Below are 21,742 nucleotides of genomic sequence, written 5' to 3'. Positions count from 1 at the left end.
ACCTCATCGTCCCTGGCCACACGGGCCGCGGCGTCGCTCAACGGTCCACTCTCTCACCCGTGCCGGACGGGTCGGTGCTTTCCGGTGCGGTGTCCGGCGCAGGGTCACCCGGCTGGTCCGGCCCGGCTGTCCCGGCGGGGGGACCGGACTCCTCGGGAAGACGGTCTCCGGCGTCGTCCGGGTTCCCGGCCTCGTCACCGGAGTCCGCCTCCGCCTCGTCCGGGCCCTCTTCCTCGGCCTGGCGGGCGGCCGCGCGCTTGCGCTGGGTGTACATCCTGAAGCCTGCGAGGACCAGCAGCAGCACCCCGCCGCCGATCACCAGCATGACGGTGGGCGTGACCTCGGTGACCTTCACGTCGAAGCTGACGGGGTCGCCGTACTCCTGGCCGTCCTCGGTGTAGAGCTGAGCGAGGACCGTGGCCCGGCCGTTGGCGTTGGCCGAGGTGGTGAACTTCACCGACTGGCTGTGGCCGCCGGAGACCTCGACGGGCTGCTCGTCGTACGCCTTGCCGGCGATCTTCAGCCGGGTCGGCTGGGTCGAGCTGAGCCGCAGATACAGGTGGCCGACGGGCTGGACCAGGTTGTTCTGCACGGTCACCGGGATGGTGGCGCTGCGCCCGGAGAGCTTGGTCTCCGACTTGTCGATCAGCTTGACCTGGCCGCCGAGGTTGTCGAGATAGCCCAGCACGTCGGTGCGGAAGCCGTCCGCCTTGGCGGCCTGAGCCCGCCACGACGTGGACATTCCGCGGTTTATGGCCCGGCCGAAGGGTGTGACCACACGGGACTGGTCGGTGAGGATCACCTGGAAGTTGTCGAGCTTGTCCTGCGTGTCCGCGATCTGCTCGAACGCGCTCCTCGGCAGTTCCTGCTTGCGCAGCGAGGAGGGGTAGGCCGACGTGGAGGGGATGCGCGTGGTGGCGTCCGGGTCGGGCTTGGCGTTGGCGGCGCCGGTGAGGGTCTCGGGCTGCGACCAGTTGCCGTCCTGGAGTGCCTTCACGGCGGTGGCCATCGCCTGCGCCTGGCTGGCGGTCGGCGTGCGCTGCGGGGCGACCACGAAGCTGCGCTGCTCGTCTTTCTGTACGTTCGCCTCGAGGCTCTGTGCCAGGAACTGCTGCACCGCGAGCGTGGAGGTGTCCGCCTTGGTGAGGTCGCCCTCGAAGGCCGTGGACATCCGCGCGTCCGCGACCACCGCCGTGGTGCCGCCGCCGATCGGGCGGGCGGCGGACGGCGTGTAGGGCAGCCCGGCGGACTCCCGGAGGCTGTCGCTGCGGGCGATGACCCGGTCGGCGCCGGCGGAGGTGGCCACCTTGATGATCGAGGGGTCGACGGCGCCGTCCACCGGCCACGCGAAGTCGGTGGTCGGCGTCACATGGAGCACGGTCTTCACCGTGAGGGCGGCGACGTCGGTGGCGTCCTTGAGGTGGCTGAGCGAGCCGGTGACGCTGGTGCCGGTGTGGGCGAGCGAGGCGAGGTCCGGGTCGGCGAAGGGCAGCGCGACGACCTCCTTGTCCGCCACGGCCTTCTGGAGACCGGCCAGCCACTGCTTGGCGACGTCCTGGTTCTCGCGGGAGCCGGCCTTGCTGGTGCCGTCGGGCTGCTGGAGCCGGTAACCGTTGGCCATGGCGTCCACCGCGGCCAGCAGGTCCGGGTCGATCACCCAGGTGACGTCGAGATCGCGGCCCAGGTCCATCATCTGCGCCAGGCGGCCGCCGGGGGCGATCTCCTTGGCCAGCTCGTCGTCCTGGAAGACGGGGGTCTGCCGTTCTCCGGCGCCCGTGCGGGCGGTCATGTGGACGGAGGAGATCAGCGGCCACATGACCGTCGTACGGCTCTTGGTGTCGGCCTCGGACGACTGCCAGGGCAGGAAGGTCCGCTCGATGCCGAGCATCTGGTCCCAGGGCCGTGCCGAGGTCTTGCCGGACACGGAGACGCCGAACGAGTAGACGCCGTCCTTCCCGAGGTCCAGCTCGTCCACGGGCACGGAGATGCTGAAGTGCTCGGCGACGCCCGGAATCAGCTTGCTGAACTTCTGCGTGTACTTGCCGCCGAGCTCGTCGCCGGCACCGCCGCGGAGATCGTCGGGGTGCTGGGCGATGCCGTCGATCGCGGAGCGGGTGTTCAGCAGGGGACCCACCCGGAGGCCGACGTGGGCGCCGGTCACGGACTGCCTACCGTTGTTGATCACGGTGCCGGACACGGTCAGCGTGTCGTCCTCGGTGGGCGCGCTGGGCGTCAGTGAGTCCAACGCCACGGACACCGAGTCCGCCGGCGCCGCCTGCGCGGGCTCGGCCACGGTCAACTGGAGCAGCCCGGCCAGCAGCGGTGCGCCCGCCAGCAGCGCTCCGGCGCGCCGCAGTCGGCGGCGGGCAGGAGAGGCACTGGGCCCCTGGATTTCAGCCGCGTCGGCCACGCGCTAGCCCGTCCCTCGTCGTCGTCATCAGTGGTCGTCAGAATGTGCGTCCCCGCATGGTAACGATGACCGCAGAGGCTGAGTGCCACGGACCGTTCCCCAAGATCGTCACGGAACGGCCGCCTGTCCTCTATATCCATTAAGGAGCGGAGAGCCGGTGTCCGCCGCTAGGGGAGCCCTTGTGGGGGTATGGCAGGGAGCCTCCGCGCCGGTCAAACGGGTGCGGTCCCGGGCGGCCGGGCCACGTACCCTCTTCTGTTGTGCCGAACCCCAACGATGACAATCCCGCTGCCCTCAGCCAGGTGCAGCAGAGCGCGGTCAGCGAGCTGCTGCGGGTGGCCCCCGTCGCCGACGACCTCGCCCGCCGTTTCAAGGAGGCCGGGTTCTCGCTCGCCCTGGTCGGCGGCTCGGTCCGTGACGCGCTGCTGGGCCGGCTCGGGAACGACCTGGACTTCACGACCGACGCGCGCCCCGAGGACGTGCTGCGGATCGTCCGGCCCTGGGCGGACGCCGTCTGGGAGGTCGGGATCGCCTTCGGCACGGTGGGCGCCCAGAAGGACGGCTACCAGATCGAGGTCACCACCTACCGCTCCGAGGCGTACGACCGCACCTCCCGCAAGCCCGAGGTGTCCTACGGCGACTCCATCGAGGAGGACCTGGTCCGGCGCGACTTCACGGTCAACGCGATGGCCGTGGCCCTGCCGGAGAAGGAGTTCATCGATCCGCACGGCGGTCTGGACGACCTCGCGGCACGGGTGCTGCGTACGCCCGGCACTCCGGAGGAGTCCTTCTCCGACGACCCGCTGCGCATGATGCGTGCCGCCCGTTTCGCCGCCCAGCTCGACTTCGAGGTGGACCCGGCGGTCGTCACCGCGATGACGGAGATGTCCGCGCGGATCGAGATCGTGTCGGCCGAGCGGGTCCGGGACGAGGTGAACAAGCTGCTGCTCTCCGCGCACCCCCGCAAGGGCCTCACCCTGCTGGTCGACACCGGGCTCGCCGCCCATGTGCTGCCCGAGCTGCCGGCACTCCGGCTGGAGCGTGACGAGCACCACCGCCACAAGGACGTCTACGACCACTCACTCATCGTGCTGGAGCAGGCGATCGACCTGGAGGAGAACGGCCCGGACCTCACCCTCCGGCTCGCCGCGCTGCTGCACGACATCGGCAAGCCCCGGACGCGGCGCTTCGAGCAGGACGGCCGGGTGTCCTTCCACCACCACGAGGTGGTCGGGGCCAAGATGACCAAGAAGCGCATGACGGCGCTGAAGTACTCCAACGACCTGGTGAAGGACGTCTCCCGCCTGGTCGAGCTGCACCTGCGCTTCCACGGCTACGGCACCGGGGAGTGGACGGACTCCGCGGTCCGGCGCTACGTCCGCGACGCGGGCCCGCTGCTGGACCGGCTACACAAGCTGACCCGCTCCGACTGCACCACCCGGAACAAGCGCAAGGCGGCCGCGCTGTCCCGCGCCTATGACGGGCTGGAGGCGCGCATCGCCGAGCTGCAGGAGAAGGAGGAGCTGGACTCCATCCGCCCCGACCTCGATGGCAACGAGATCATGACGATCCTCGGCGTCGGACCGGGCCCCGTCATCGGCCAGGCGTACAAGCACATGCTGGAGCTGCGCCTGGAGAACGGCCCGATGGAGCACGACGCTGCGGTCGCGGCCCTCAAGGAGTGGTGGGCGCAGCAGCAGAGCTGAACGCTTCCGGGACGTGGTTTCACGTGAAACATGACTCAGCGGCGGGACGGTGTTTCACGTGAAACACCGTCCTCCTCGCTGTCCCGGCGCCCCTCGAAGCGAGCCATGGCCGCAGTGACGGCGGCATAGAGCAACGCCACGAGGATCACCAGCAGCGGCGACCGGCCGTCCGGCGGGAGCATCAGGGCGGCCACCCCGGCAGCGCCGACGAAGGCGACGTTGAAGAGGACGTCGTAGACGGAGAAGACCCGACCGCGGTAGCCGTCCTCGACCGACGCCTGGACGATCGTGTCCGTGGCGATCTTGGCGCCCTGGGTGACCAGCCCCAGCAGGAAGGCCGCGATCAGCAGCGGCACCGTGGCGAACGGAAGCCCGAGCGCCGGCACCAGGAGGGCGGCGACGCCCGCACAGACCGCGATCCACCGCCCGGCACCCAGGCGTCCCGCGCTCCAGGGCGTCACCACGGCCGCCGCGAAGAACCCCGCGCCGGACACCCCCAGCACCAGCCCCAGCAGACGGAGCCCGTCCTCCGGGGTGCGGGAGAGGCCGTAGCGGCACAGCATGAGCAGCAGGACCAGCAGGGCGCCGTAGCAGAAGCGCATGCAGGTCATCGCCGCGAGCGCCCAGACGGCTTCCCCGCGCCGGGGCTCGCCCAGGTACCGCACGGCCGCGAGGAGACCGCGTGCCGTGTCGGCGAGGACGGTGCGCAGCCGGGGCAGCACCGGTGGCCGGTCGGGGCCGAGCAGGGAGGGGGCCATGGTCAGGGCGGTCAGACCCGCGCAGAGATACAGCTGGGCACCGAGCAGTACCACCGCCGCGTCCGAGTCCGCCGCGACGAACCGTACGCCGAGGGCCAGGGCGGCACCGAGGGTGGCGGCCAGGGTTCCGGCGGTCGGGCAGAGGGAGTTGGCCAGCACCAGACGCTCGGTACCGACCACACGGGGAAGTGCCGCCGAGAGGCCCGCGAGGACGAACCGGTTGACGGCCGTGACACACAGCGCGGAGGCGTAGAACAGCCAGTCCGGCGCGTGCACGGCGATCAGTACGGCGGTGGCGGCCGCCAGCAGGGCGCGCAGCACATTGCCGTGGACGAAGACCTGACGCCGGCGCCAGCGGTCCAGCAGCACCCCCGCGAAGGGGCCGACCAGCGAGTAGGGCAGCAGCAGGACCGCCATCGCGGAGGCGATCGCCGGGGCCGAGGTCTGCTTCTCGGGGGAGAAGACGACGTACGAGGCGAGGGCGATCTGGTAGACGCCGTCCGAGCCCTGGGAGAGCAGGCGGACGTACAGCAGGCGCCGGAAGTTCCGCTCGCGCAGCAGCAGGCGCAGATCACGGACGACGGGCATGGGCACAGCCTCACACATGCGGAGGGTCCCTGGGGCCGGCAGACCCCAGGGACCCTCACAGCCCTGGCAGGAGCGTTGTCGGGCGAGCGGCGCCTAGCGCTCGACGTCGCCGCGGATGAACTTCTCGACGTTCTCGCGGGCCTCGTCGTCGAAGTACTGAACCGGCGGGGACTTCATGAAGTACGAGGAGGCCGACAGGATCGGGCCGCCGACACCCCGGTCCTTGGCGATCTTCGCGGCACGCAGGGCGTCGATGATGACACCGGCGGAGTTCGGGGAGTCCCAGACCTCCAGCTTGTACTCGAGGTTCAGCGGAACATCGCCGAAGGCACGGCCCTCAAGGCGGACGTAGGCCCACTTGCGGTCGTCCAGCCAGGCCACGTAGTCGGACGGGCCGATGTGGACGTTCTTCTCGCCGAGGTCCCGGTCGGGGATCTGGGAGGTGACGGCCTGCGTCTTGGAGATCTTCTTGGACTCCAGGCGCTCACGCTCGAGCATGTTCTTGAAGTCCATGTTGCCGCCGACGTTGAGCTGCATCGTGCGGTCCAGGATCACACCGCGGTCCTCGAACAGCTTCGCCATGACGCGGTGCGTGATGGTGGCGCCCACCTGGGACTTGATGTCGTCACCGACGATCGGCACGCCGGCCTCGGTGAACTTGTCCGCCCACTCCTTGGTGCCGGCGATGAAGACCGGGAGGGCGTTGACGAAGGCGACCTTGGCGTCGATGGCGCACTGGGCGTAGTACTTCGCCGCGTCCTCGGAGCCCACGGGGAGGTAGCAGACCAGGACGTCGACCTGCTTGTCCTTCAGGGTCTGGACGATGTCGACCGGCTCGGCGTCCGACTCCTCGATGGTCTCGCGGTAGTACTTGCCGAGACCGTCGAGGGTGTGGCCGCGCTGGACGGTGACACCGCTCGAGGGCACGTCGCAGATCTTGATGGTGTTGTTCTCGGAGGCGCCGATGGCGTCCGCGAGGTCGAGGCCGACCTTCTTGGCGTCCACGTCGAAGGCGGCGACGAACTCGATGTCCCGCACGTGGTAGTCACCGAACTGCACATGCATCAGGCCGGGTACCTTGGCCGCCGGATCGGCGTCCTTGTAGTACTCGACTCCCTGCACCAGCGACGCGGCGCAGTTGCCGACACCGACGATGGCTACGCGAACCGAACCCATTCCGGTTGCTCCCTGTGTGTACGAGTGAGGCCCTGGTGGGCCGTCACGTGGCGGTGTCGCCGGGCGTATCCGTCCCCGGAAGATCCCTGGGACGGGGCAGGCCGCCCGTCGATCCAGATGTGGTGTCCTGCTGAGCGGACCCGCCGGACTCGGGACCCTTCAGGTCCCGCCCGGCCCGCTCGCTCTCGATCAGCTCGTTCAGCCAGCGCACTTCGCGCTCCACGGACTCCATTCCGTGGCGCTGAAGTTCGAGCGTGTAGTCGTCGAGGCGCTCCCGGGTGCGTGCCAGGGAGGCGCGCATCTTCTCCAGGCGCTCCTCCAGCCGGCTGCGCCGGCCCTCCAGCACACGCATGCGCACATCGCGCGAGGTCTGCCCGAAGAAGGCGAACCGGGCGGCGAAGTGCTCGTCCTCGTATGCGTCGGGGCCGGTCTGCGACAGGAGTTCCTCGAAGTGTTCCTTACCTTCGGCCGTCAGCCGGTAGACGATCTTGGCGCGGCGTCCGGTGAGAGGGGCGGCCAGAGCGTCTTCATGGGTGTTCCCCGGTTCCTCGATCAACCAGCCATTGGTGACCAGCGTCTTGAGGCAGGGGTAGAGCGTCCCGTAGCTGAACGCCCGGAACACACCCAGGGACGTGTTGAGTCGCTTGCGCAGCTCATAGCCGTGCATCGGCGACTCGCGCAGCAGCCCGAGCACGGCGAACTCAAGGATGCCGGAACGACGGCTCATGATCGCCTCCTCTCGGCACACGGCGCTTTTATCTCGCTCTGATGTATCGACTCGATACATCACGACGATAGAACGACCCACGGCATGCGACAAGAGGGTCGGTGGTGAACGGGATCACATCACCGATTCGTACGAGGCAAGTTGCCTGTTTTGGGGTGAACTTCGGGGCTCGGAGGGTTTTGGCGGTGCGTAGTCTGTGCGGCATGCACAACACCGGGAACCAAGGGGCGCTTGGGGAGCGTCGTGATCCTCGGTGCAGTACGGGTGAATGCAGCAACGACCGCATCCGTACTTCGGGGGGACCGGAAACCAGCCGCTGTTTCCAGGCGCGCACGGATGCGCCTGCCCGAGGAGTAATCGTTCGATGAGCGAGCACCGTCGCAAACCGCCGCAGCCGCAGGGAGGCGGACGGGCGGCCCGACGCGGCCAGCCCGGCCCGTCCTCCGGCCGTCCCGCGGCACCGCGAGGCGCCAACGGGGCCTCCGACCACTCCTATGGGTCTCATTCCCAGGGACCGGACGCCTATGGCTCTGGGGGTGATGGGCGTGAATACGGCAGCCGTGCCGAGGCGCGCCGTGCTGCCCAGAGAGGCGGCGGGCGTCGCCGGGGCGCGGACAACGCTCCCCCGGGTGGCGGCCGGGGCCATGACCAAGGACCACCCGGCAAGCCCCGGTTCATCGACTATCCCCGCGTGGGCAAGTACGGCTGGCGTCGCTGGGTGCCCTCATGGCGCCTGGTCACGGGCCTGGGCATCGGGTTCGTGGGCAGTCTGGTTGTCATGGCCGGCGTGGGTTACGCGTTGGTCGGCATTCCGGACGAGAACGCTGCGGCCGAGTCGCAGAACAACGTCTACTACTGGGGCGACGGGACCCAGATGGTGGCCACGGGCACCGGTGTGAACCGGCAGAACCTCACGATCGACAAGATCCCCAAGGCCATGCAGTACGCGGTGATCTCCGCGGAGAACAAGAGCTTCTACCAGGACTCGGGCGTGGACCCCATGGGTATCGCGCGGGCCCTGGCCAATATGGCGCGCGGCGGCCAGACCCAGGGTGGCTCCACGATCACCCAGCAGTTCGTCAAGAACACGTATCTGAGCCAGGACCAGACCCTCACCCGCAAGTTCACGGAGATGTTCATCTCCCTGAAGGTGGGCACGAAGCTCGACAAGAACGAGATCATGCGGGGTTACCTGAACACCTCGTACTACGGCCGTGGTGCGTATGGCATCCAGGCGGCCGCGCAGACGTACTACGGCAAGGACGCCGAGGACCTCACGCCCAGTCAGTGTGCGGTCCTCGCCGCCCTGCTGAAGGGTCCGACGTACTACGACCCCGCGGGTAACGCGGACCTCGACAAGAGTGCCACCGAGGAAGCCAACCGGGCCCGTTCCGAGGGGCGCTGGCGCTGGATTCTCGGTGAGATGCACAAGGACAAGCACCTCAGCGACGCCGACTACCAGAAGGCGGTCAGCAAGTACCCCAAGCCGCAGGGCCGCAAGGCGACCAGGGGTATGAACGGCCAGGTCAGCTACATGGTCGACACGGCGAAGAAGTACGTCCTGAACCACTCCGACATCACGGAGGCGCAGTTCGACAAGGGCGGCTACCAGATCTACACGACCTTCCAGAAGGCCAAGGTCGACGCCCTGAGCGCAGCCGTGAAGAAGATCCAGAAGTCGCGGCTGAACCCAGAGACCAAGGAGAAGGACAAGTACGTCCAGTTCGGCGCGGCCTCGGTGGTGCCCAACGACGGCGCGATCGTCGCCCTCTACGGCGGCGACGGCTACGAGAACGGCCACTTCACGAACAACGCCGACACCTCCGGTGTTCCGGTGGGATCGACCTGGAAGCCGTACGTGCTGGCCGCGGCCATGCAGGACGGCACGTACAACTCCAACGGTGAGGGCATCTCCCCGCTGAGCAGGTACAACGGCAACGACCACCTCAAGGTCCGCCGGCCCGACGGCTCGTACTACCTCAACAAGGACAACTCGTTCTTCTTCCAGGCGAACGAGAGCGACCACCCCTGGGGCTACATCACCCTGCGCAAGGCGATGGAGCAGTCGGTCAACACGCCGTTCGTGCAGCTCGGTGTCGATGTCGGCATGTCGAAGGTCCGGGACATGGCCCGTTCCACCGGCATCCTGGAGGGGAGCATGGCGAAGGACCTGAACCCGTCCTTCGCCATCGGTACCTCCACCCCCAGCGCGATCCGCATGGCGGACTCGTACGCGACGTTCGCCGCATCCGGCAAGCAGGCGGACCCGTATTCGGTCACCACGGTCAAGAAGGACGGCGTGGAACTGTCAGACTTCACCAAGCCGAAGCCCAAGCAGGTGATGGACTCCAGCATCGCCAACAACGTCACCGACGTCCTGGAGAACGTGATCCAGAACGGCACGGGTCAGAACGCCAAGGCGCTGGGCCGCACGGCCGCCGGCAAGACCGGCACCACCGACGAGAACAAGTCGGCCTGGTTCGTCGGCTACACCCGGCAGCTTTCCACCTCGGTGGCGATGTTCCGTGAGAACCCCAAGGATCACCGTCTGCTGTCGATGAACGGGACGGCGGGCACGGACTCCATCCACGGTGGTGACATCCCGACGTCGGTGTGGACCGAGTACATGCGGGCCGCGCTGCAGGGCAAGAACGACCCCGGCTTCCCGGACGCGATCAAGATTGGCAAGATCCACAACGAGGTGGGCGCTCCCACGCCGACTCCGAAGCCGAGCGTTACGGTCACCCAGACGCCGACCGAGTCGTCGAGCCCGTCGCCGAGCGAGTCCACGACGTCGCCCTCGCCCACCGCGAGCGAGACCTGCCGGTTCTTCTGCAACGACAACGGTGGCACTGGACCCGGTGGTGCCGATGGCGGAATCAGCCCCTCACCGACCGAGTCGACCTCACCCGGAACCGGTGATGTCAGGGGCAATGGCAACGCCGGGGCCAATGGGAATGACGGCGGAGGATTGTTCGGAGGTCAGGCAGGCCAGTAGGGCCACCTGCCCGATTGACGTTCCTTTCGACCGTCGTGGGTGTTTCACGTGAAACAAGGGCCGTCGCACCGACCAGGTGCGGCGGCCCTCGGCGCTTTCCCGAGCGAGTACGGCAGGATGTGCCCCATGCCCAGTGCAGAGACGACGCCCGCGCGCGTACGTGAACCGGAGACGGTACGGCCGACGCGGGAGGACGAGATCGCCGCGGCCGGCAGCGAGCTGATCGGCGGCCCCCTCGGGCGACGCGCCCTGACCGGGACGTCCTGGTGGACGCCGGTCCGGGTCGTCGTGCTCGTGGCGATCGGCATGTTCGCCCTCGGGCTCGTCCAGAAGGCCCCTTGCTACGACGGAGCCTGGTTCTTCGGGGCCAGCTCGCAGTACACGCACGCCTGCTACTCGGACATTCCCCACCTCTACCAGGGGCGTGGCTTCGCCGACGGGCTCGTGCCGTACTTCGACAAGCTGCCCGGCGACATGGACTACCTCGAGTACCCGGTGCTGACCGGCGTGTTCATGGAGGTAGCTTCCTGGCTCACACCGGGCAGCGGCGGTATCCAGCGGCAGGAGCAGTGGTACTGGTTCGTCAACACGGGGATGCTGATGGTCTGCGCGGCCGTTATCGCCGTCTGCGTCAGCCGTACCCACCGCCGCCGCCCCTGGGACGGCCTGCTGCTCGCTCTGGCGCCGGCCTTCGCGCTGACCGCCACGATCAACTGGGACCTCCTGGCGGTGGCCCTGACGGCCGTCGCGATGCTGATGTGGTCCCGTGGCCGGGCCGTCGCCTTCGGCGTGCTCCTGGGCCTCGCCACGGCCGCCAAGCTCTATCCCCTCGTCCTGCTCGGCCCCCTGCTGGTGCTGTGCTGGCGGGCGGGCAAGTGGCGGGAGTTCTTCCAAGCGGTCGGCGGCGCGGCGGGCACGTGGCTGGTGGTGAACGTGCCGGTGATGCTGTTCGCCTTCGAGGGCTGGTCGAAGTTCTATACGTTCAGCCATGACCGAGGCATCGACTTCGGTTCGTTCTGGCTGATCTGGTCCCAGAACTCCAGTAACCCGCCGAGCATCGACTTCGTGAACACCACTGCCAGCGCCCTGGTGGTGCTGTCGTTCCTCGGCATCGCGGCGCTGACGTTCACCGCGCCGCGCCGGCCGCGCTTCGCCCAGCTGGCCTTCCTGATGGTGGCGGCCTTCATCCTCACCAACAAGGTCTACTCCCCCCAGTACGTGCTGTGGCTGGTGCCGCTGGCGGTCCTCGCCCGGCCCAAGTGGCGGGACTTCCTGATCTGGCAGGCGTGCGAGGTGGCGTACTTCCTCGGCATCTGGTTCTACCTCGCGTACACGACCAGCGGAGACGCCCACAAGGGTCTGCCCACCGAGGGCTATCACTGGGCGATCGCCCTGCACCTGCTCGGCACCCTGTACCTGTGCGCCGTCGTCGTGCGCGACATCCTCCGCCCGGAGCGGGACGTGGTGCGCCGGGCCGGGGACGACGACCCCTCAGGCGGCGTACTCGACGGCGCGGCCGACCGCTTCGTCCTGCGTGGGCTCCGGCACCCGGAGCACGAGGCGCCCGAGGAGCCCTCTCGGACGGACTGGGGCGGCCCAGAACCCCTGCCCCACCAAGGTCGTTCACTCTGAGCGAACAGACCCCGAGGGCATGAGAAAGGCCGTGCACGAGATTCCGTGCACGGCCTTTCCGTCGGCTTGGGTCCGGTTCGGTCTTAGCGGTCCACGATCCGGTCGAACGTCGTGGTGGTGTGCCGCAGATGGGCCACCAACTCGTCCCCGACCTTCGGCTCGGGAGCGTCGGAGGGGACGAACAGGATCGACACCTGCATGTGCGGCGGCTCCGCGAACCAGCGCTGCTTGCCGCCCCAGACGAAGGGGGCGAGGTTCCGGTTCACCGTGGCGAGGCCGGCCCGCGCCACGCCCTTGGCGCGCGGCATGACGCCGTGCAGGGCCTTCGGGGCCTCCAGGCCCACCCCGTGCGACGTACCACCCGCCACGACCACCAGGTAGCCGTCCGAGGCCACCTTCTGCTGCCGGTAGCCGAAGCGGTCGCCCTTGGTCACCCTCGTGACGTCCAGAACAGCGCCGCGGTACTCGGTGGCGTCGTGGTCGCCCAGCCACAGCCGGGTGCCGATCCGCGCGCGGAAGCGGGTCTGCGGGAATTGCTGCTGGAGCCGGGTCAGTTCATCGGCCTTGAGGTGGCTGACGAACATCGTGTGCAGCGGCAGCCGGGCCGCGCGCAGCCGGTCCATCCACCCGATGACCTCCTCGACGGCGTCCGAGCCGTCGGTGCGGTCCAGCGGCAGGTGGATGGCGAAGCCCTCCAGGCGGACGTTCTCTATGGCCTGGTGAAGCTGCGGCAGTTCCTGCTCGCTGATGCCGTGCCGCTTCATCGAGGACATCACCTCGATGACGACACGGGCACCCACCAGGCCGTACACGCCGTCGACCGACGACACCGAGCGGACCACCCGGTCCGGCAGCGGCACCGGCTCCTCGCCGCGCCGGTACGGCGTCAGCACGAGCAGGTCGCCGCTGAACCAGTCCTTGATGCGCGCGGCCTCGTAGGTGGTGCCGACGGCCAGCATGTCGGAGCCCAGCCGGGTGGCCTCCTCCGCGAGCCGTTCGTGACCGAAGCCGTAGCCGTTGCCCTTGCAGACCGGGACGAGTCCCGGGAACTGCTCCTGCACGTGCTTGTGGTGCGCACGCCAGCGCGCGGTGTCGACGTAGAGCGTGAGCGCCATGGCCGGACCCGGAACCTTTCTCGTGGCTGCGGTGGATTCAGAGGGACGTCCCCGAGGGGGTGTTCGGGGACGGGTGACGGTGAAGCCTTGTGAAGGCTATGGAACCAGAAGGCGGGACGGGCGGCCGCCCGCCGCTCAGCGTCGCGACATGTAGATGTCGAGCGCCTTGTGCAGCAGCTTGTTGAGCGGGAAGTCCCACTCGCCGAGGTACTCGGCCGCCTGGCCGCCGGTGCCGACCTTGAACTGGATCAGGCCGAACAGGTGGTCCGTCTCGTCCAGCGAGTCGGAGATGCCGCGCAGGTCGTAGACGGTGGCGCCGAGCGCGTAGGCGTCGCGCAGCATCCGCCACTGCATGGCGTTGGAGGGGCGGACCTCACGGCCGATGTTGTCGGAGGCGCCGTAGGAGTACCAGACGTGGCCGCCGACGATCAGCATGGTGGCCGCCGACAGGTTCACGCCGTTGTGCCGGGCGAAGTACAGCCGCATCCGGTTGGGGTCCTCGGTGTTGAGGGCCGTCCACATGCGCTGGAAGTACGACAGGGGGCGCGGGCGGAAGTGGTCGCGGACCGCGGTGATCTCGTACAGCCGCTGCCACTCCTCCAGGTCCTGGTAACCGCCCTGGACGACCTCGACGCCGGCCTTCTCGGCCTTCTTGATGTTGCGGCGCCAGAGCTGGTTGAACTGCTTGTGCACCTCTTCCAGCGAGCGGTTGGCCAGCGGCACCTGGAAGATGTAGCGCGGCTGGACGTCACCGAAGCCGGCGCCGCCGTCCTCGCCCTGCTGCCAGCCCATGCGGCGCAGCTTGTCGGCCACCTCGAAGGCGCGCGGCTCGATGAAGTCGGCCTCCATGTCGCGCAGCCGCTTCACGTCCGGGCTCTGGATGCCCTTCTTGATGGTCTCCGCGTTCCAGCGGCGGATGATCACCGGCGGGCCCATCTTGACCGAGAACGCGCCCTGGTGCTTGAGGTGGGCCAGCATCGGCTGGAGCCAGTCCTCCAGGTTCGGCGAGAACCAGTTGATGACCGGGCCCTCGGGAAGATAGGCGAGGTAGCGCTTGATCTTGGGGAGCTGGCGGTAGAGGACCAGACCGGCGCCGACCATCTCGCCGGTGCGCTCGTCGAACCAGCCGAGGTTTTCCGAACGCCACTCCGCCTTCACGTCGGCCCATGCGGGGACCTGCATGTGACTGGCCGACGGCAGGCTCTGGATGTATGCCAGATGCTGCTCACGGCTGATGGTCCTCAGGGTCAGACTCATGTCGGGGCGCTCCTCGGGCTGGTGTGTCCCCATGGGATCAGGGGCTCCGGCTCTCGCGCCGAAGCCTACTGCGCCATGCGAGCGCCCCGAATGGGGCGTACAGCACCGGTGTTCCGGCCCGCTCGCGGACCGGAACATTCCGGGTGCTCGTGATGCCGTCCTGGACGGGCGGCCGGGTGGGGTCAGCTGCCGATGAGACCGCCGAACAGACCGCCGTTGGCCATGCCGATGAGGAAGCCGACCCCGGAGGCGCCGAGCCCGACGACCAGGCCGAAGCGCTCCCGGGTGGTGATCGAGATCCACTGGCCGTAGGCGCCGGTGATCATGCCGACCAGGCCGGCCCAGGAGGCCACCAGGTGGAGGCCGTCGATGAAGCAGGTGACGAAGGCGAGCACGCCCAGGACGAGCGTCACCACCGTCAGGGTGTCCTGAAGTGGATGGGGCTTTCCGTCACTGGCGAAGAGGGAGCCGGCGGTGGTCGGTCGCAATGCCTGTGTCATGAGGCACCTCCTGCGGATCGCGGCGCACTGTAGCGCCCTACACACCCGATGTGTACAGATTGCGGGGTTCCAGGGCCGGATTTCAACCGGAAGCGGGTGGGCGGGTAGTCTGTAACGTCTGCACCGGTGTCTGCCCTGGCCCGTGGCGGCCCACTGTGGACGGTTCCTCGCGGAACCTTCGGTTGTCAGTGGCGGCCGATACCGTTGCTCACGCATCACGACCCTCCTGCCACGGAACGACCGTGGCCGCTGAGTCCAAAGGAGGTGGGTTCCACATGCGTCACTACGAGGTGATGGTCATCCTCGACCCCGATCTCGAGGAGCGTTCTGTCTCCCCGCTGATCGAGAACTTCCTCTCTGTCGTCCGCGATGGCGGCGGCAAGGTGGAAAAGGTCGACACCTGGGGCCGTCGTCGTCTCTCGTACGAGATCAAGAAGAAGCCCGAGGGCATCTACTCGGTCATCGACCTGCAGGCCGAGCCTGCGGTCGTCAAGGAGCTCGACCGCCAGATGAACCTGAACGAGTCGGTCCTCCGGACCAAGGTCCTCCGCCCCGAGATGCACTGAGCTTTTCCGCTCAGCTGATCTCGGGATTCGAGTAGCAGCAACCAAGCAGCCAGAGCAATCCCGCCGAGAGGTTCCCCATGGCAGGCGAGACCGTCATCACGGTCGTCGGCAATCTTGTCGACGACCCCGAGCTGCGCTTCACCCCTTCCGGTGCGGCGGTCGCAAAGTTCCGCGTCGCGTCCACTCCCCGCACCTTCGACCGCCAGACCAATGAGTGGAAGGACGGCGAGAGCCTGTTCCTGACCTGCTCGGTCTGGCGTCAGGCGGCGGAGAACGTCGCGGAGTCGCTCCAGCGAGGCATGCGCGTCATCGTGCAGGGCCGGCTGAAGCAGCGGTCGTACGAGGACCGCGAGGGTGTCAAGCGCACGGTCTACGAGCTGGACGTCGAGGAAGTCGGCCCCAGCCTGCGCAACGCGACGGCGAAGGTCACCAAGACCTCCGGCGGCGCCCGCGGCGGCCAGGGCGGTTACGGCGGCGGCGGCAACCAGGGCCAGGGTGGTGGCGGCTGGGGCGGTGGCTCCGGCGGCGGCAACCAGGGCGGTTCCCAGGCCGACGACCCGTGGGCTTCCGGCGCTCCCGCCGGTGGCAACCAGGGTGGCGGCGGCTGGGGCGGCGGTTCCGGCTCCGGCGGCGGTGGCGGCTACTCGGACGAGCCCCCTTTCTAAGGGCTCGCATCCCACTTCTTGATCACACAGGAGAAACACCATGGCGAAGCCGCCTGTGCGCAAGCCTAAGAAGAAGGTCTGCGCTTTCTGCAAGGACAAGGTCACGTACGTGGACTACAAGGACACGAACATGCTGCGGAAGTTCATTTCCGACCGCGGCAAGATCCGTGCCCGCCGCGTGACCGGCAACTGCACGCAGCACCAGCGTGACGTCGCCACGGCCGTCAAGAACAGCCGTGAGATGGCGCTGCTGCCCTACACGTCCACCGCGCGCTAAGGAAGGGTGACCTACACATGAAGATCATCCTCACCCACGAGGTCTCCGGCCTCGGTGCCGCCGGCGACGTCGTCGACGTCAAGGACGGGTACGCCCGCAACTACCTGATCCCGCGGAAGTTCGCTATCCGCTGGACCAAGGGTGGCGAGCAGGACGTGGCGCAGATCCGTCGCGCCCGCAAGATCCACGAGATCCAGACCATCGAGCAGGCCAACCAGATCAAGGGCCAGCTCGAGGGTGTCAAGGTCCGTCTGGCCGTCCGCTCCGGCGACGCCGGTCGTCTCTTCGGTTCCGTCACCCCGGCCGACATCGCTTCCGCGATCAAGGCTTCCGGTGGCCCCGAGGTCGACAAGCGCCGCATCGAGCTGACCGCTCCGATCAAGACCCTGGGCGCCCACGAGACGTCCGTGCGTCTGCACCCCGAGGTTGCCGCCAAGGTGACCCTTGAGGTCGTCGCGGCCTGATCGCCGTGACCGCTCGGCTCGTTTGAGCTGGTGAGGGGCCGCATCCTTTCGAGGATGCGGCCCCTTTCTCATGTGTTCAGGGCCCTGACCGGGGGCGGAAGCCACGGCACGTTTCACGTGAAACGGTCAGCGGGTCGCGCCCGTCACGATCCAGCGGCCGGAACGGGCGCGCAGCCAGAGGGTCACCATCCGCACCGTCATCATCAGCGTCATGGCCGCCCAGATCGCGGTGAGACCGCCGCCCAGCGTGGGCACGAGCAGCGCGACCGGAGTGAAGACCGCCAGGGTGACCACCATGGCCCAGGCCAGGTAGGGGCCATCACCGGCGCCCATCAGCACCCCGTCCAGCACGAAGACGATGCCGCAGATGGGCTGGGACAGGGCGACCACCAGCAGCGCCGGCAGCGCCACGTCCTTCACCCCGGCGTCACTGGTGAACAGCGGCAGGAACAGCGGCCGCGTGGCCACGACCAGGAGCCCGAGGACCACGCCGGTGGCGATGCCCCACTGCACCATGCGGCGGCAGGCCGCGCGGGCGCCGGGTGCGTCGTCGGCGCCGAGGTAGCGGCCGATGATCGCCTGTCCGGCGATGGCGATCGCGTCCAGGGCGAAGGCGAGCAGGCTCCACAGGGACAGCACGATCTGGTGGGCGGCGATGTCGGCGTCCCCGAGCCGGGCCGCCATTGCGGTGGCGATCATGAGGATGGCCCGCAGGGACAGGGTGCGGACGAGCAGCGGTACGCCCGCCTGTGCGGAGGCGCGGATACCGGCGAGGTCAGGGCGCAGGGAGGCCCCGTGGCGCCGCGCACCCCGGACGACCACCCAGAGATAGACGGCGGCCATGCCGCACTGGGCGATCACGGTGCCCCAGGCGGAACCGGCGATGCCGAGTCCGGCGCCGTAGACGAGCACGGCGTTGAGGGCGGCGTTGGCGATGAAGCCACCGATCGCCACGTAGAGCGGCGTCCTGGTGTTCTGGAGTCCGCGCAGCACGCCGGTGGCGGCCAGGACGGCCAGCATGGCCGGGATGCCGAGAGCGGAGATGCGCAGATAGGTGGTGGCGTAGGGCGCCGCGGTGGCGGAGGCGCCGAAGAGGTCCACGATGCCGGGTGCGAGGGGCAGGACGACGGCGATCACGGCGGCGCCGATGAGCAGGGCCAGCCAGATGCCGTCCATGCCCTGGCGGATGGCGGCCCGCAGATCGTTCGCGCCGACCCGGCGGGCGACCGCCGCCGTGGTGGCGTAGGCGAGGAAGACGAAGACGCTCACCGCGGTGGTGAGGAGCGCGGAGGCCACGCCGAGGCCGGCGAGCTGGGCGGTGCCGAGATGGCCGACGATCGCACTGTCGGCCATGACGAAGAGGGGCTCGGCGACCAGCGCGCCGAAGGCCGGCACGGCGAGTGCCACGATCTCCCGGTCATGGCGTCGCCGGCTGGCCTTGGGGATCGCGGGAGCCTGTGTCATGCGCACCAATCTAACCGTCCACAGGTAAGAGATACAACTAGGCTGTGACCCTTACGCTCGTTTCCGGAGGGCAAGGTTTCGCGCGACGTTCGAGGGGATCTTGGTCCGACTGGGAAAGTTTTTCTTCTGCACAGCCGGTGGACGGTAAAGGTGCAGGTCAGTGCCGTTCCGCCGAGGAGGGCGAGGTCTTGTTCACAGGGCTGTCCACCGGGTCGTGCACAGGTTTCGGGGAGTTCTCCACAGCATATGGACCGTCGTCCACATGGCCTGTGGATAACCAGATTGGCTGACGGTGCCGGGGGGCCTACCGTGGTCCGGCGCCCGCTCCCTCTCCTGGCCGTGGAAACGTCACATTTCCGACGCACCGGAACCGGAGTTGGGCCTCTCATTTTGTCAGTGCCGTGCCGTAGAACAGGGGACACGGCGAGGTCCGCTCCGGCGGACGGGAGGAGGTGGCTCGGTGAGCATTTCCGAGCCCTTGGACGATCCGTGGGCCGACAGCGGTCCCAGCGATCGTCTCCCCGCCTCCCGGCGCCGCGGTGACTCCGGCCGCGGCGGCCGAGACGAACAGCATGAGCGCGGCCGTGAGAACGGCGGCTGGGAAGGCGGGGGTTCCGCCTTCGAGCGGGTGCCCCCGCAGGACCTGGACGCCGAGCAGTCCGTGCTGGGCGGCATGCTGCTCTCCAAGGACGCCATCGCCGACGTGGTCGAGATCCTCAAGGGCCATGACTTCTACAAGCCGGCGCACGAGACGATCTACACGGCGATCCTCGACATCTACGCCAAGGGCGAGCCGGCCGACCCCATCACCATCGCGGCCGAACTCACCAAGCGCGGCGAGATCAACAAGGTCGGCGGCGCCGCCTATCTGCACACCCTCGTCCAGACGGTGCCGACCGCGGCCAACGCCGAGTACTACGCGGAGATCGTCCACGAGCGTGCCGTCCTGCGCCGCCTGGTGGAGGCCGGCACGCGCATCACGCAGATGGGATACGCGGCCGACGGCGATGTCGACGAGATCGTCAACAGCGCCCAGGCCGAGATCTACGCGGTCACCGAGCAGCGCACCAGCGAGGACTACCTGCCGCTCGGCGACATCATGGAGGGCGCCCTCGACGAGATCGAGGCGATCGGCTCGCGCAGCGGCGAGATGACCGGCGTGCCCACCGGGTTCACCGACTTCGACTCCCTGACCAACGGCCTGCACCCCGGCCAGATGATCGTCATCGCCGCCCGTCCCGCCATGGGTAAGTCGACGCTCGCGCTGGACTTCGCGCGAGCCGCGTCGATCAAGCACAACCTGCCCAGCGTGGTCTTCTCCCTCGAAATGGGCCGCAACGAGATCGCCATGCGTCTGCTGTCCGCCGAGGCCCGCGTCGCCCTGCACCACATGCGCTCCGGCACGATGACCGACGAGGACTGGACGCGCCTGGCCCGTCGGATGCCGGACGTGTCGGCCGCGCCGCTCTACATCGACGACTCCCCGAACCTGTCGATGATGGAGATCCGCGCCAAGTGCCGTCGCCTCAAGCAGCGCAACGACCTGAAGCTGGTCGTCATCGACTACCTCCAGCTCATGCAGTCCGGTGGCTCCAAGCGGGCCGAGAGCCGACAGCAGGAGGTCTCGGACATGTCCCGTAATCTCAAGCTGCTCGCCAAGGAGCTGGAGATCCCGGTCATCGCGCTCTCGCAGCTCAACCGTGGTCCCGAGCAGCGCACCGACAAGAAGCCCATGGTCTCCGACCTGCGTGAGTCGGGCTCCATCGAGCAGGACGCGGACATGGTCATCCTGCTCCACCGCGAGGACGCCTACGAGAAGGAGTCCCCCCGCGCGGGCGAGGCCGACCTGATCGTGGCCAAGCACCGAAACGGCCCCACGGCCACCATCACCGTCGCCTTCCAGGGCCACTACTCCCGCTTCGTGGACATGGCCCAGACCTGATCCACGCCCTGGGGGGTGTCCGCTGCCTGATCCGGCCTGACCGACAAGACACCCCCTGGACGGAATGCGCTCGACGTGGCCCGTCCCAGCGGGTGGACTGGGCACATGACGACATGGGACGAAGAGCTGCTGCCGGCGACGCGCCGGGCGTTGACGCACCGGATCGCCGTCGCGCAGGCCGAGGGGCGGGCGCCCTCGCTCGTGGCCGCGGTCGTGCGCGGGGGCCGGGCGGTGTGGCACGGGGCGCGGACCTCGGTGGACGGGCACGGGCCGGACGAGGACGTGCAGTACCGGATCGGCTCCATCACCAAGACCTTCACCGCCGTTCTGGTGCTGCGGCTGCGGGACGAGGGCGTGCTCGACCTCAATGACCCATTGGAGAAGCATCTGCCGGGCACCGGCGCCGGTGAGGCGACCATCGCCGAACTGCTGGCGCACACCGCCGGATTGGCCGCCGAGTCGCCGGCGCCCTGGTGGGAGCGGACACCAGGCTCGACCCGCCCCGAGCTGAGCGACGTGCTCGGTGAGAAGCCCCGGCTGCACCCGGCCGGGCGGCGCCACCACTACTCCAACCCCGGCTACACCCTGCTCGGCTCCCTGGTGGAGGAACTCCGGGGCGCCCCCTGGGAGCAGGTGCTGCGCGCCGAGGTGCTCCAGCCTCTTGGCCTCCACCGCACCAGCGCCCAGCCCGAGGCACCGCACGCGGGCGGCTGGGCGGTGCACCCCTGGGCCGACGCACTGCTGCCCGAGCCGTTGGAGGACCTCGGTCTGATGGCCCCGGCCGGCCAACTCTGGTCCACCACGGGCGACCTCGCCCGCTTCGCCGCCTTCCTGGTCCGGGGGGACGACCGGGTGCTGAGCGCCGAGTCGGTACGAGAGATGCGTACGCCTGCCGCCCCCGCCGAGCCCGCGGACGTGGTGGACGGCGCCACGTACGGTCTCGGGCTCCAGATCCAGCACCGGGACGGCCGGCTGCTCGCCGGGCACTCCGGTTCACTGCCGGGCTTCCTGGCGGCCCTCACGTTCAGCGTGGCGGACGACGTGGCGGCGGTGGTGCTGGCCAACTGCACCAGCGGACCCGCGGTCGGAGCGGTGGGTGCCGACCTCGTCCGCATCGTCGCGGAGGCCGAACCGCGCATCCCCGAGCCGTGGCGCCCCCTGCAGGAAGTCGACCCGTCGGTGCTGGAGTTGGCCGGTCCCTGGTACTGGGGCACGCACCCGTACGTCCTGCGGGTCCTGGCTGACGGCATCACACTGGGGCCGTTGGCCGTAGGCGGCCGGCGTACCCGGTTCCGGCCGAACGGTGACGGCACCTGGACGGGTCTGGAGGGCTACTACGCCTGGGAGTTGCTGGAGGCCGTACGACGCCCGGACGGAACGGTGAGCCACCTGGACCTCGGGTCGTTCGTATTCACACGCCAGCCGTACGAAGAGGGTGCGCCGGTGCCCGGTGGGGTGGACCCGGAGGGCTGGCGGGGGGTCGCCCAGCCGTAGCAA

The 21,742-nt window shown here is 68.8% G+C and carries 17 protein-coding genes; 9 read left to right on the top strand and 8 right to left on the bottom strand.

The annotated features are described in order from the left end of the window. Window positions 1-37: 37 nt before the first annotated feature. Window positions 38-2,410: a DUF6049 family protein gene (locus tag E5082_RS12690; protein WP_135791362.1), complete on the bottom strand. Its 2,373-nt coding sequence runs from the start codon at window positions 2,408-2,410 to the stop codon at window positions 38-40. Between the two features lie 260 nt (window positions 2,411-2,670). On the opposite strand from E5082_RS12690, the gene E5082_RS12685 reads away from it, so the two are divergent. After that, window positions 2,671-4,116 carry a CCA tRNA nucleotidyltransferase gene (locus tag E5082_RS12685; RefSeq protein WP_135791361.1) on the top strand — a complete coding sequence of 482 codons (1,446 nt, stop codon included), beginning with the start codon at window positions 2,671-2,673 and terminating at the stop codon, window positions 4,114-4,116. 35 nt (window positions 4,117-4,151) lie between these two features. Here E5082_RS12685 and E5082_RS12680 read toward each other — a convergent pair whose 3' ends face one another. From E5082_RS12680 to E5082_RS12670, 3 genes are all read right to left on the bottom strand, one after another. Then, window positions 4,152-5,462: an MFS transporter gene (locus E5082_RS12680; RefSeq protein WP_135791360.1), complete on the bottom strand. Its 1,311-nt coding sequence runs from the start codon at window positions 5,460-5,462 to the stop codon at window positions 4,152-4,154. 93 nt (window positions 5,463-5,555) lie between these two features. Further along, window positions 5,556-6,638, bottom strand: a complete 1,083-nt coding sequence (locus E5082_RS12675) for an inositol-3-phosphate synthase (RefSeq protein WP_086692024.1) — start codon at window positions 6,636-6,638, stop codon at window positions 5,556-5,558. Between the two features lie 43 nt (window positions 6,639-6,681). Beyond that, window positions 6,682-7,365, bottom strand: coding sequence for a PadR family transcriptional regulator (locus tag E5082_RS12670; protein WP_086692027.1), 684 nt, complete (start codon window positions 7,363-7,365; stop codon window positions 6,682-6,684). A 718-nt stretch (window positions 7,366-8,083) separates the two neighbouring features. On the opposite strand from E5082_RS12670, the gene E5082_RS12665 reads away from it, so the two are divergent. Further along, window positions 8,084-10,363 carry a transglycosylase domain-containing protein gene (locus E5082_RS12665; protein ID WP_135791673.1) on the top strand — a complete coding sequence of 760 codons (2,280 nt, stop codon included), beginning with the start codon at window positions 8,084-8,086 and terminating at the stop codon, window positions 10,361-10,363. 126 nt (window positions 10,364-10,489) lie between these two features. Beyond that, window positions 10,490-11,995 carry a glycosyltransferase family 87 protein gene (locus tag E5082_RS12660; RefSeq protein ID WP_190045265.1) on the top strand — a complete coding sequence of 502 codons (1,506 nt, stop codon included), beginning with the start codon at window positions 10,490-10,492 and terminating at the stop codon, window positions 11,993-11,995. 83 nt (window positions 11,996-12,078) lie between these two features. On the opposite strand, the gene E5082_RS12655 is transcribed toward E5082_RS12660, so the two are convergent. From E5082_RS12655 to E5082_RS12645, 3 genes are all read right to left on the bottom strand, one after another. Further along, window positions 12,079-13,110, bottom strand: a complete 1,032-nt coding sequence (locus tag E5082_RS12655) for an alanine racemase (RefSeq protein WP_135791358.1) — start codon at window positions 13,108-13,110, stop codon at window positions 12,079-12,081. 135 nt (window positions 13,111-13,245) lie between these two features. Next, the gene (locus E5082_RS12650; RefSeq protein WP_135791357.1) at window positions 13,246-14,367 is read right to left on the bottom strand and encodes a lipid II:glycine glycyltransferase FemX; all 1,122 of its coding nucleotides are present in this window, start codon (window positions 14,365-14,367) and stop codon (window positions 13,246-13,248) included. A 182-nt stretch (window positions 14,368-14,549) separates the two neighbouring features. Next, the gene (locus E5082_RS12645; protein ID WP_135791356.1) at window positions 14,550-14,867 is read right to left on the bottom strand and encodes a hypothetical protein; all 318 of its coding nucleotides are present in this window, start codon (window positions 14,865-14,867) and stop codon (window positions 14,550-14,552) included. A gap of 275 nt (window positions 14,868-15,142) precedes the next feature. Here E5082_RS12645 and rpsF point away from each other — a divergent pair, with 275 nt between their 5' ends. From rpsF to rplI, 4 genes are all read left to right on the top strand, one after another. Beyond that, the gene (gene rpsF, locus E5082_RS12640; protein WP_003975025.1) at window positions 15,143-15,433 is read left to right on the top strand and encodes a 30S ribosomal protein S6; all 291 of its coding nucleotides are present in this window, start codon (window positions 15,143-15,145) and stop codon (window positions 15,431-15,433) included. 77 nt (window positions 15,434-15,510) lie between these two features. Continuing rightward, window positions 15,511-16,098, top strand: a complete 588-nt coding sequence (locus E5082_RS12635; RefSeq protein WP_135791355.1) for a single-stranded DNA-binding protein — start codon at window positions 15,511-15,513, stop codon at window positions 16,096-16,098. Window positions 16,099-16,138: 40 nt separating this feature from the next. Further along, entirely contained in the window at window positions 16,139-16,375 is a 237-nt protein-coding gene (gene rpsR, locus E5082_RS12630; protein ID WP_003949403.1) for a 30S ribosomal protein S18, read from the top strand. Between the two features lie 17 nt (window positions 16,376-16,392). Further along, window positions 16,393-16,839, top strand: coding sequence for a 50S ribosomal protein L9 (gene rplI, locus E5082_RS12625; RefSeq protein ID WP_030806085.1), 447 nt, complete (start codon window positions 16,393-16,395; stop codon window positions 16,837-16,839). A gap of 126 nt (window positions 16,840-16,965) precedes the next feature. Here the strand turns inward: rplI and E5082_RS12620 are convergent, their stop codons facing one another. Next, complete coding sequence (locus E5082_RS12620; RefSeq protein ID WP_135791354.1) at window positions 16,966-18,303, bottom strand: MATE family efflux transporter; 1,338 nt, start codon at window positions 18,301-18,303, stop codon at window positions 16,966-16,968. A 460-nt stretch (window positions 18,304-18,763) separates the two neighbouring features. Here E5082_RS12620 and dnaB point away from each other — a divergent pair, with 460 nt between their 5' ends. Further along, window positions 18,764-20,245, top strand: a complete 1,482-nt coding sequence (dnaB, locus tag E5082_RS12615) for a replicative DNA helicase (RefSeq protein WP_030806092.1) — start codon at window positions 18,764-18,766, stop codon at window positions 20,243-20,245. Window positions 20,246-20,350: 105 nt separating this feature from the next. Next, entirely contained in the window at window positions 20,351-21,739 is a 1,389-nt protein-coding gene (locus tag E5082_RS12610; RefSeq protein ID WP_135791353.1) for a serine hydrolase domain-containing protein, read from the top strand. The last annotated feature ends 3 nt before the right edge of the window (window positions 21,740-21,742 follow it).

The organism is Streptomyces griseoluteus (assembly GCF_004784465.1).
GTDB classification, from domain to species: domain Bacteria; phylum Actinomycetota; class Actinomycetes; order Streptomycetales; family Streptomycetaceae; genus Streptomyces; species Streptomyces griseoluteus.
This window is presented reverse-complemented; position numbering and strand designations above follow the sequence as displayed.

What these genes read in the sequence shown, in the direction of transcription:
- E5082_RS12680 (WP_135791360.1), bottom strand. Translation starts at nt 5,462, where the DNA reads ATGCCCGTCGTCCGTGATCTGCGCCTGCTGCTGCGCGAGCGGAACTTC.
- E5082_RS12675 (WP_086692024.1), bottom strand. Translation starts at nt 6,638, where the DNA reads ATGGGTTCGGTTCGCGTAGCCATCGTCGGTGTCGGCAACTGCGCCGCG.
- E5082_RS12670 (WP_086692027.1), bottom strand. Translation starts at nt 7,365, where the DNA reads ATGAGCCGTCGTTCCGGCATCCTTGAGTTCGCCGTGCTCGGGCTGCTG.
- E5082_RS12660 (WP_190045265.1), top strand. Translation starts at nt 10,490, where the DNA reads ATGCCCAGTGCAGAGACGACGCCCGCGCGCGTACGTGAACCGGAGACG.
- E5082_RS12655 (WP_135791358.1), bottom strand. Translation starts at nt 13,110, where the DNA reads ATGGCGCTCACGCTCTACGTCGACACCGCGCGCTGGCGTGCGCACCAC.
- E5082_RS12650 (WP_135791357.1), bottom strand. Translation starts at nt 14,367, where the DNA reads ATGAGTCTGACCCTGAGGACCATCAGCCGTGAGCAGCATCTGGCATAC.
- E5082_RS12645 (WP_135791356.1), bottom strand. Translation starts at nt 14,867, where the DNA reads ATGACACAGGCATTGCGACCGACCACCGCCGGCTCCCTCTTCGCCAGT.
- rpsF (WP_003975025.1), top strand. Translation starts at nt 15,143, where the DNA reads ATGCGTCACTACGAGGTGATGGTCATCCTCGACCCCGATCTCGAGGAG.
- E5082_RS12635 (WP_135791355.1), top strand. Translation starts at nt 15,511, where the DNA reads ATGGCAGGCGAGACCGTCATCACGGTCGTCGGCAATCTTGTCGACGAC.
- rpsR (WP_003949403.1), top strand. Translation starts at nt 16,139, where the DNA reads ATGGCGAAGCCGCCTGTGCGCAAGCCTAAGAAGAAGGTCTGCGCTTTC.
- rplI (WP_030806085.1), top strand. Translation starts at nt 16,393, where the DNA reads ATGAAGATCATCCTCACCCACGAGGTCTCCGGCCTCGGTGCCGCCGGC.
- E5082_RS12620 (WP_135791354.1), bottom strand. Translation starts at nt 18,303, where the DNA reads ATGACACAGGCTCCCGCGATCCCCAAGGCCAGCCGGCGACGCCATGAC.
- E5082_RS12610 (WP_135791353.1), top strand. Translation starts at nt 20,351, where the DNA reads ATGACGACATGGGACGAAGAGCTGCTGCCGGCGACGCGCCGGGCGTTG.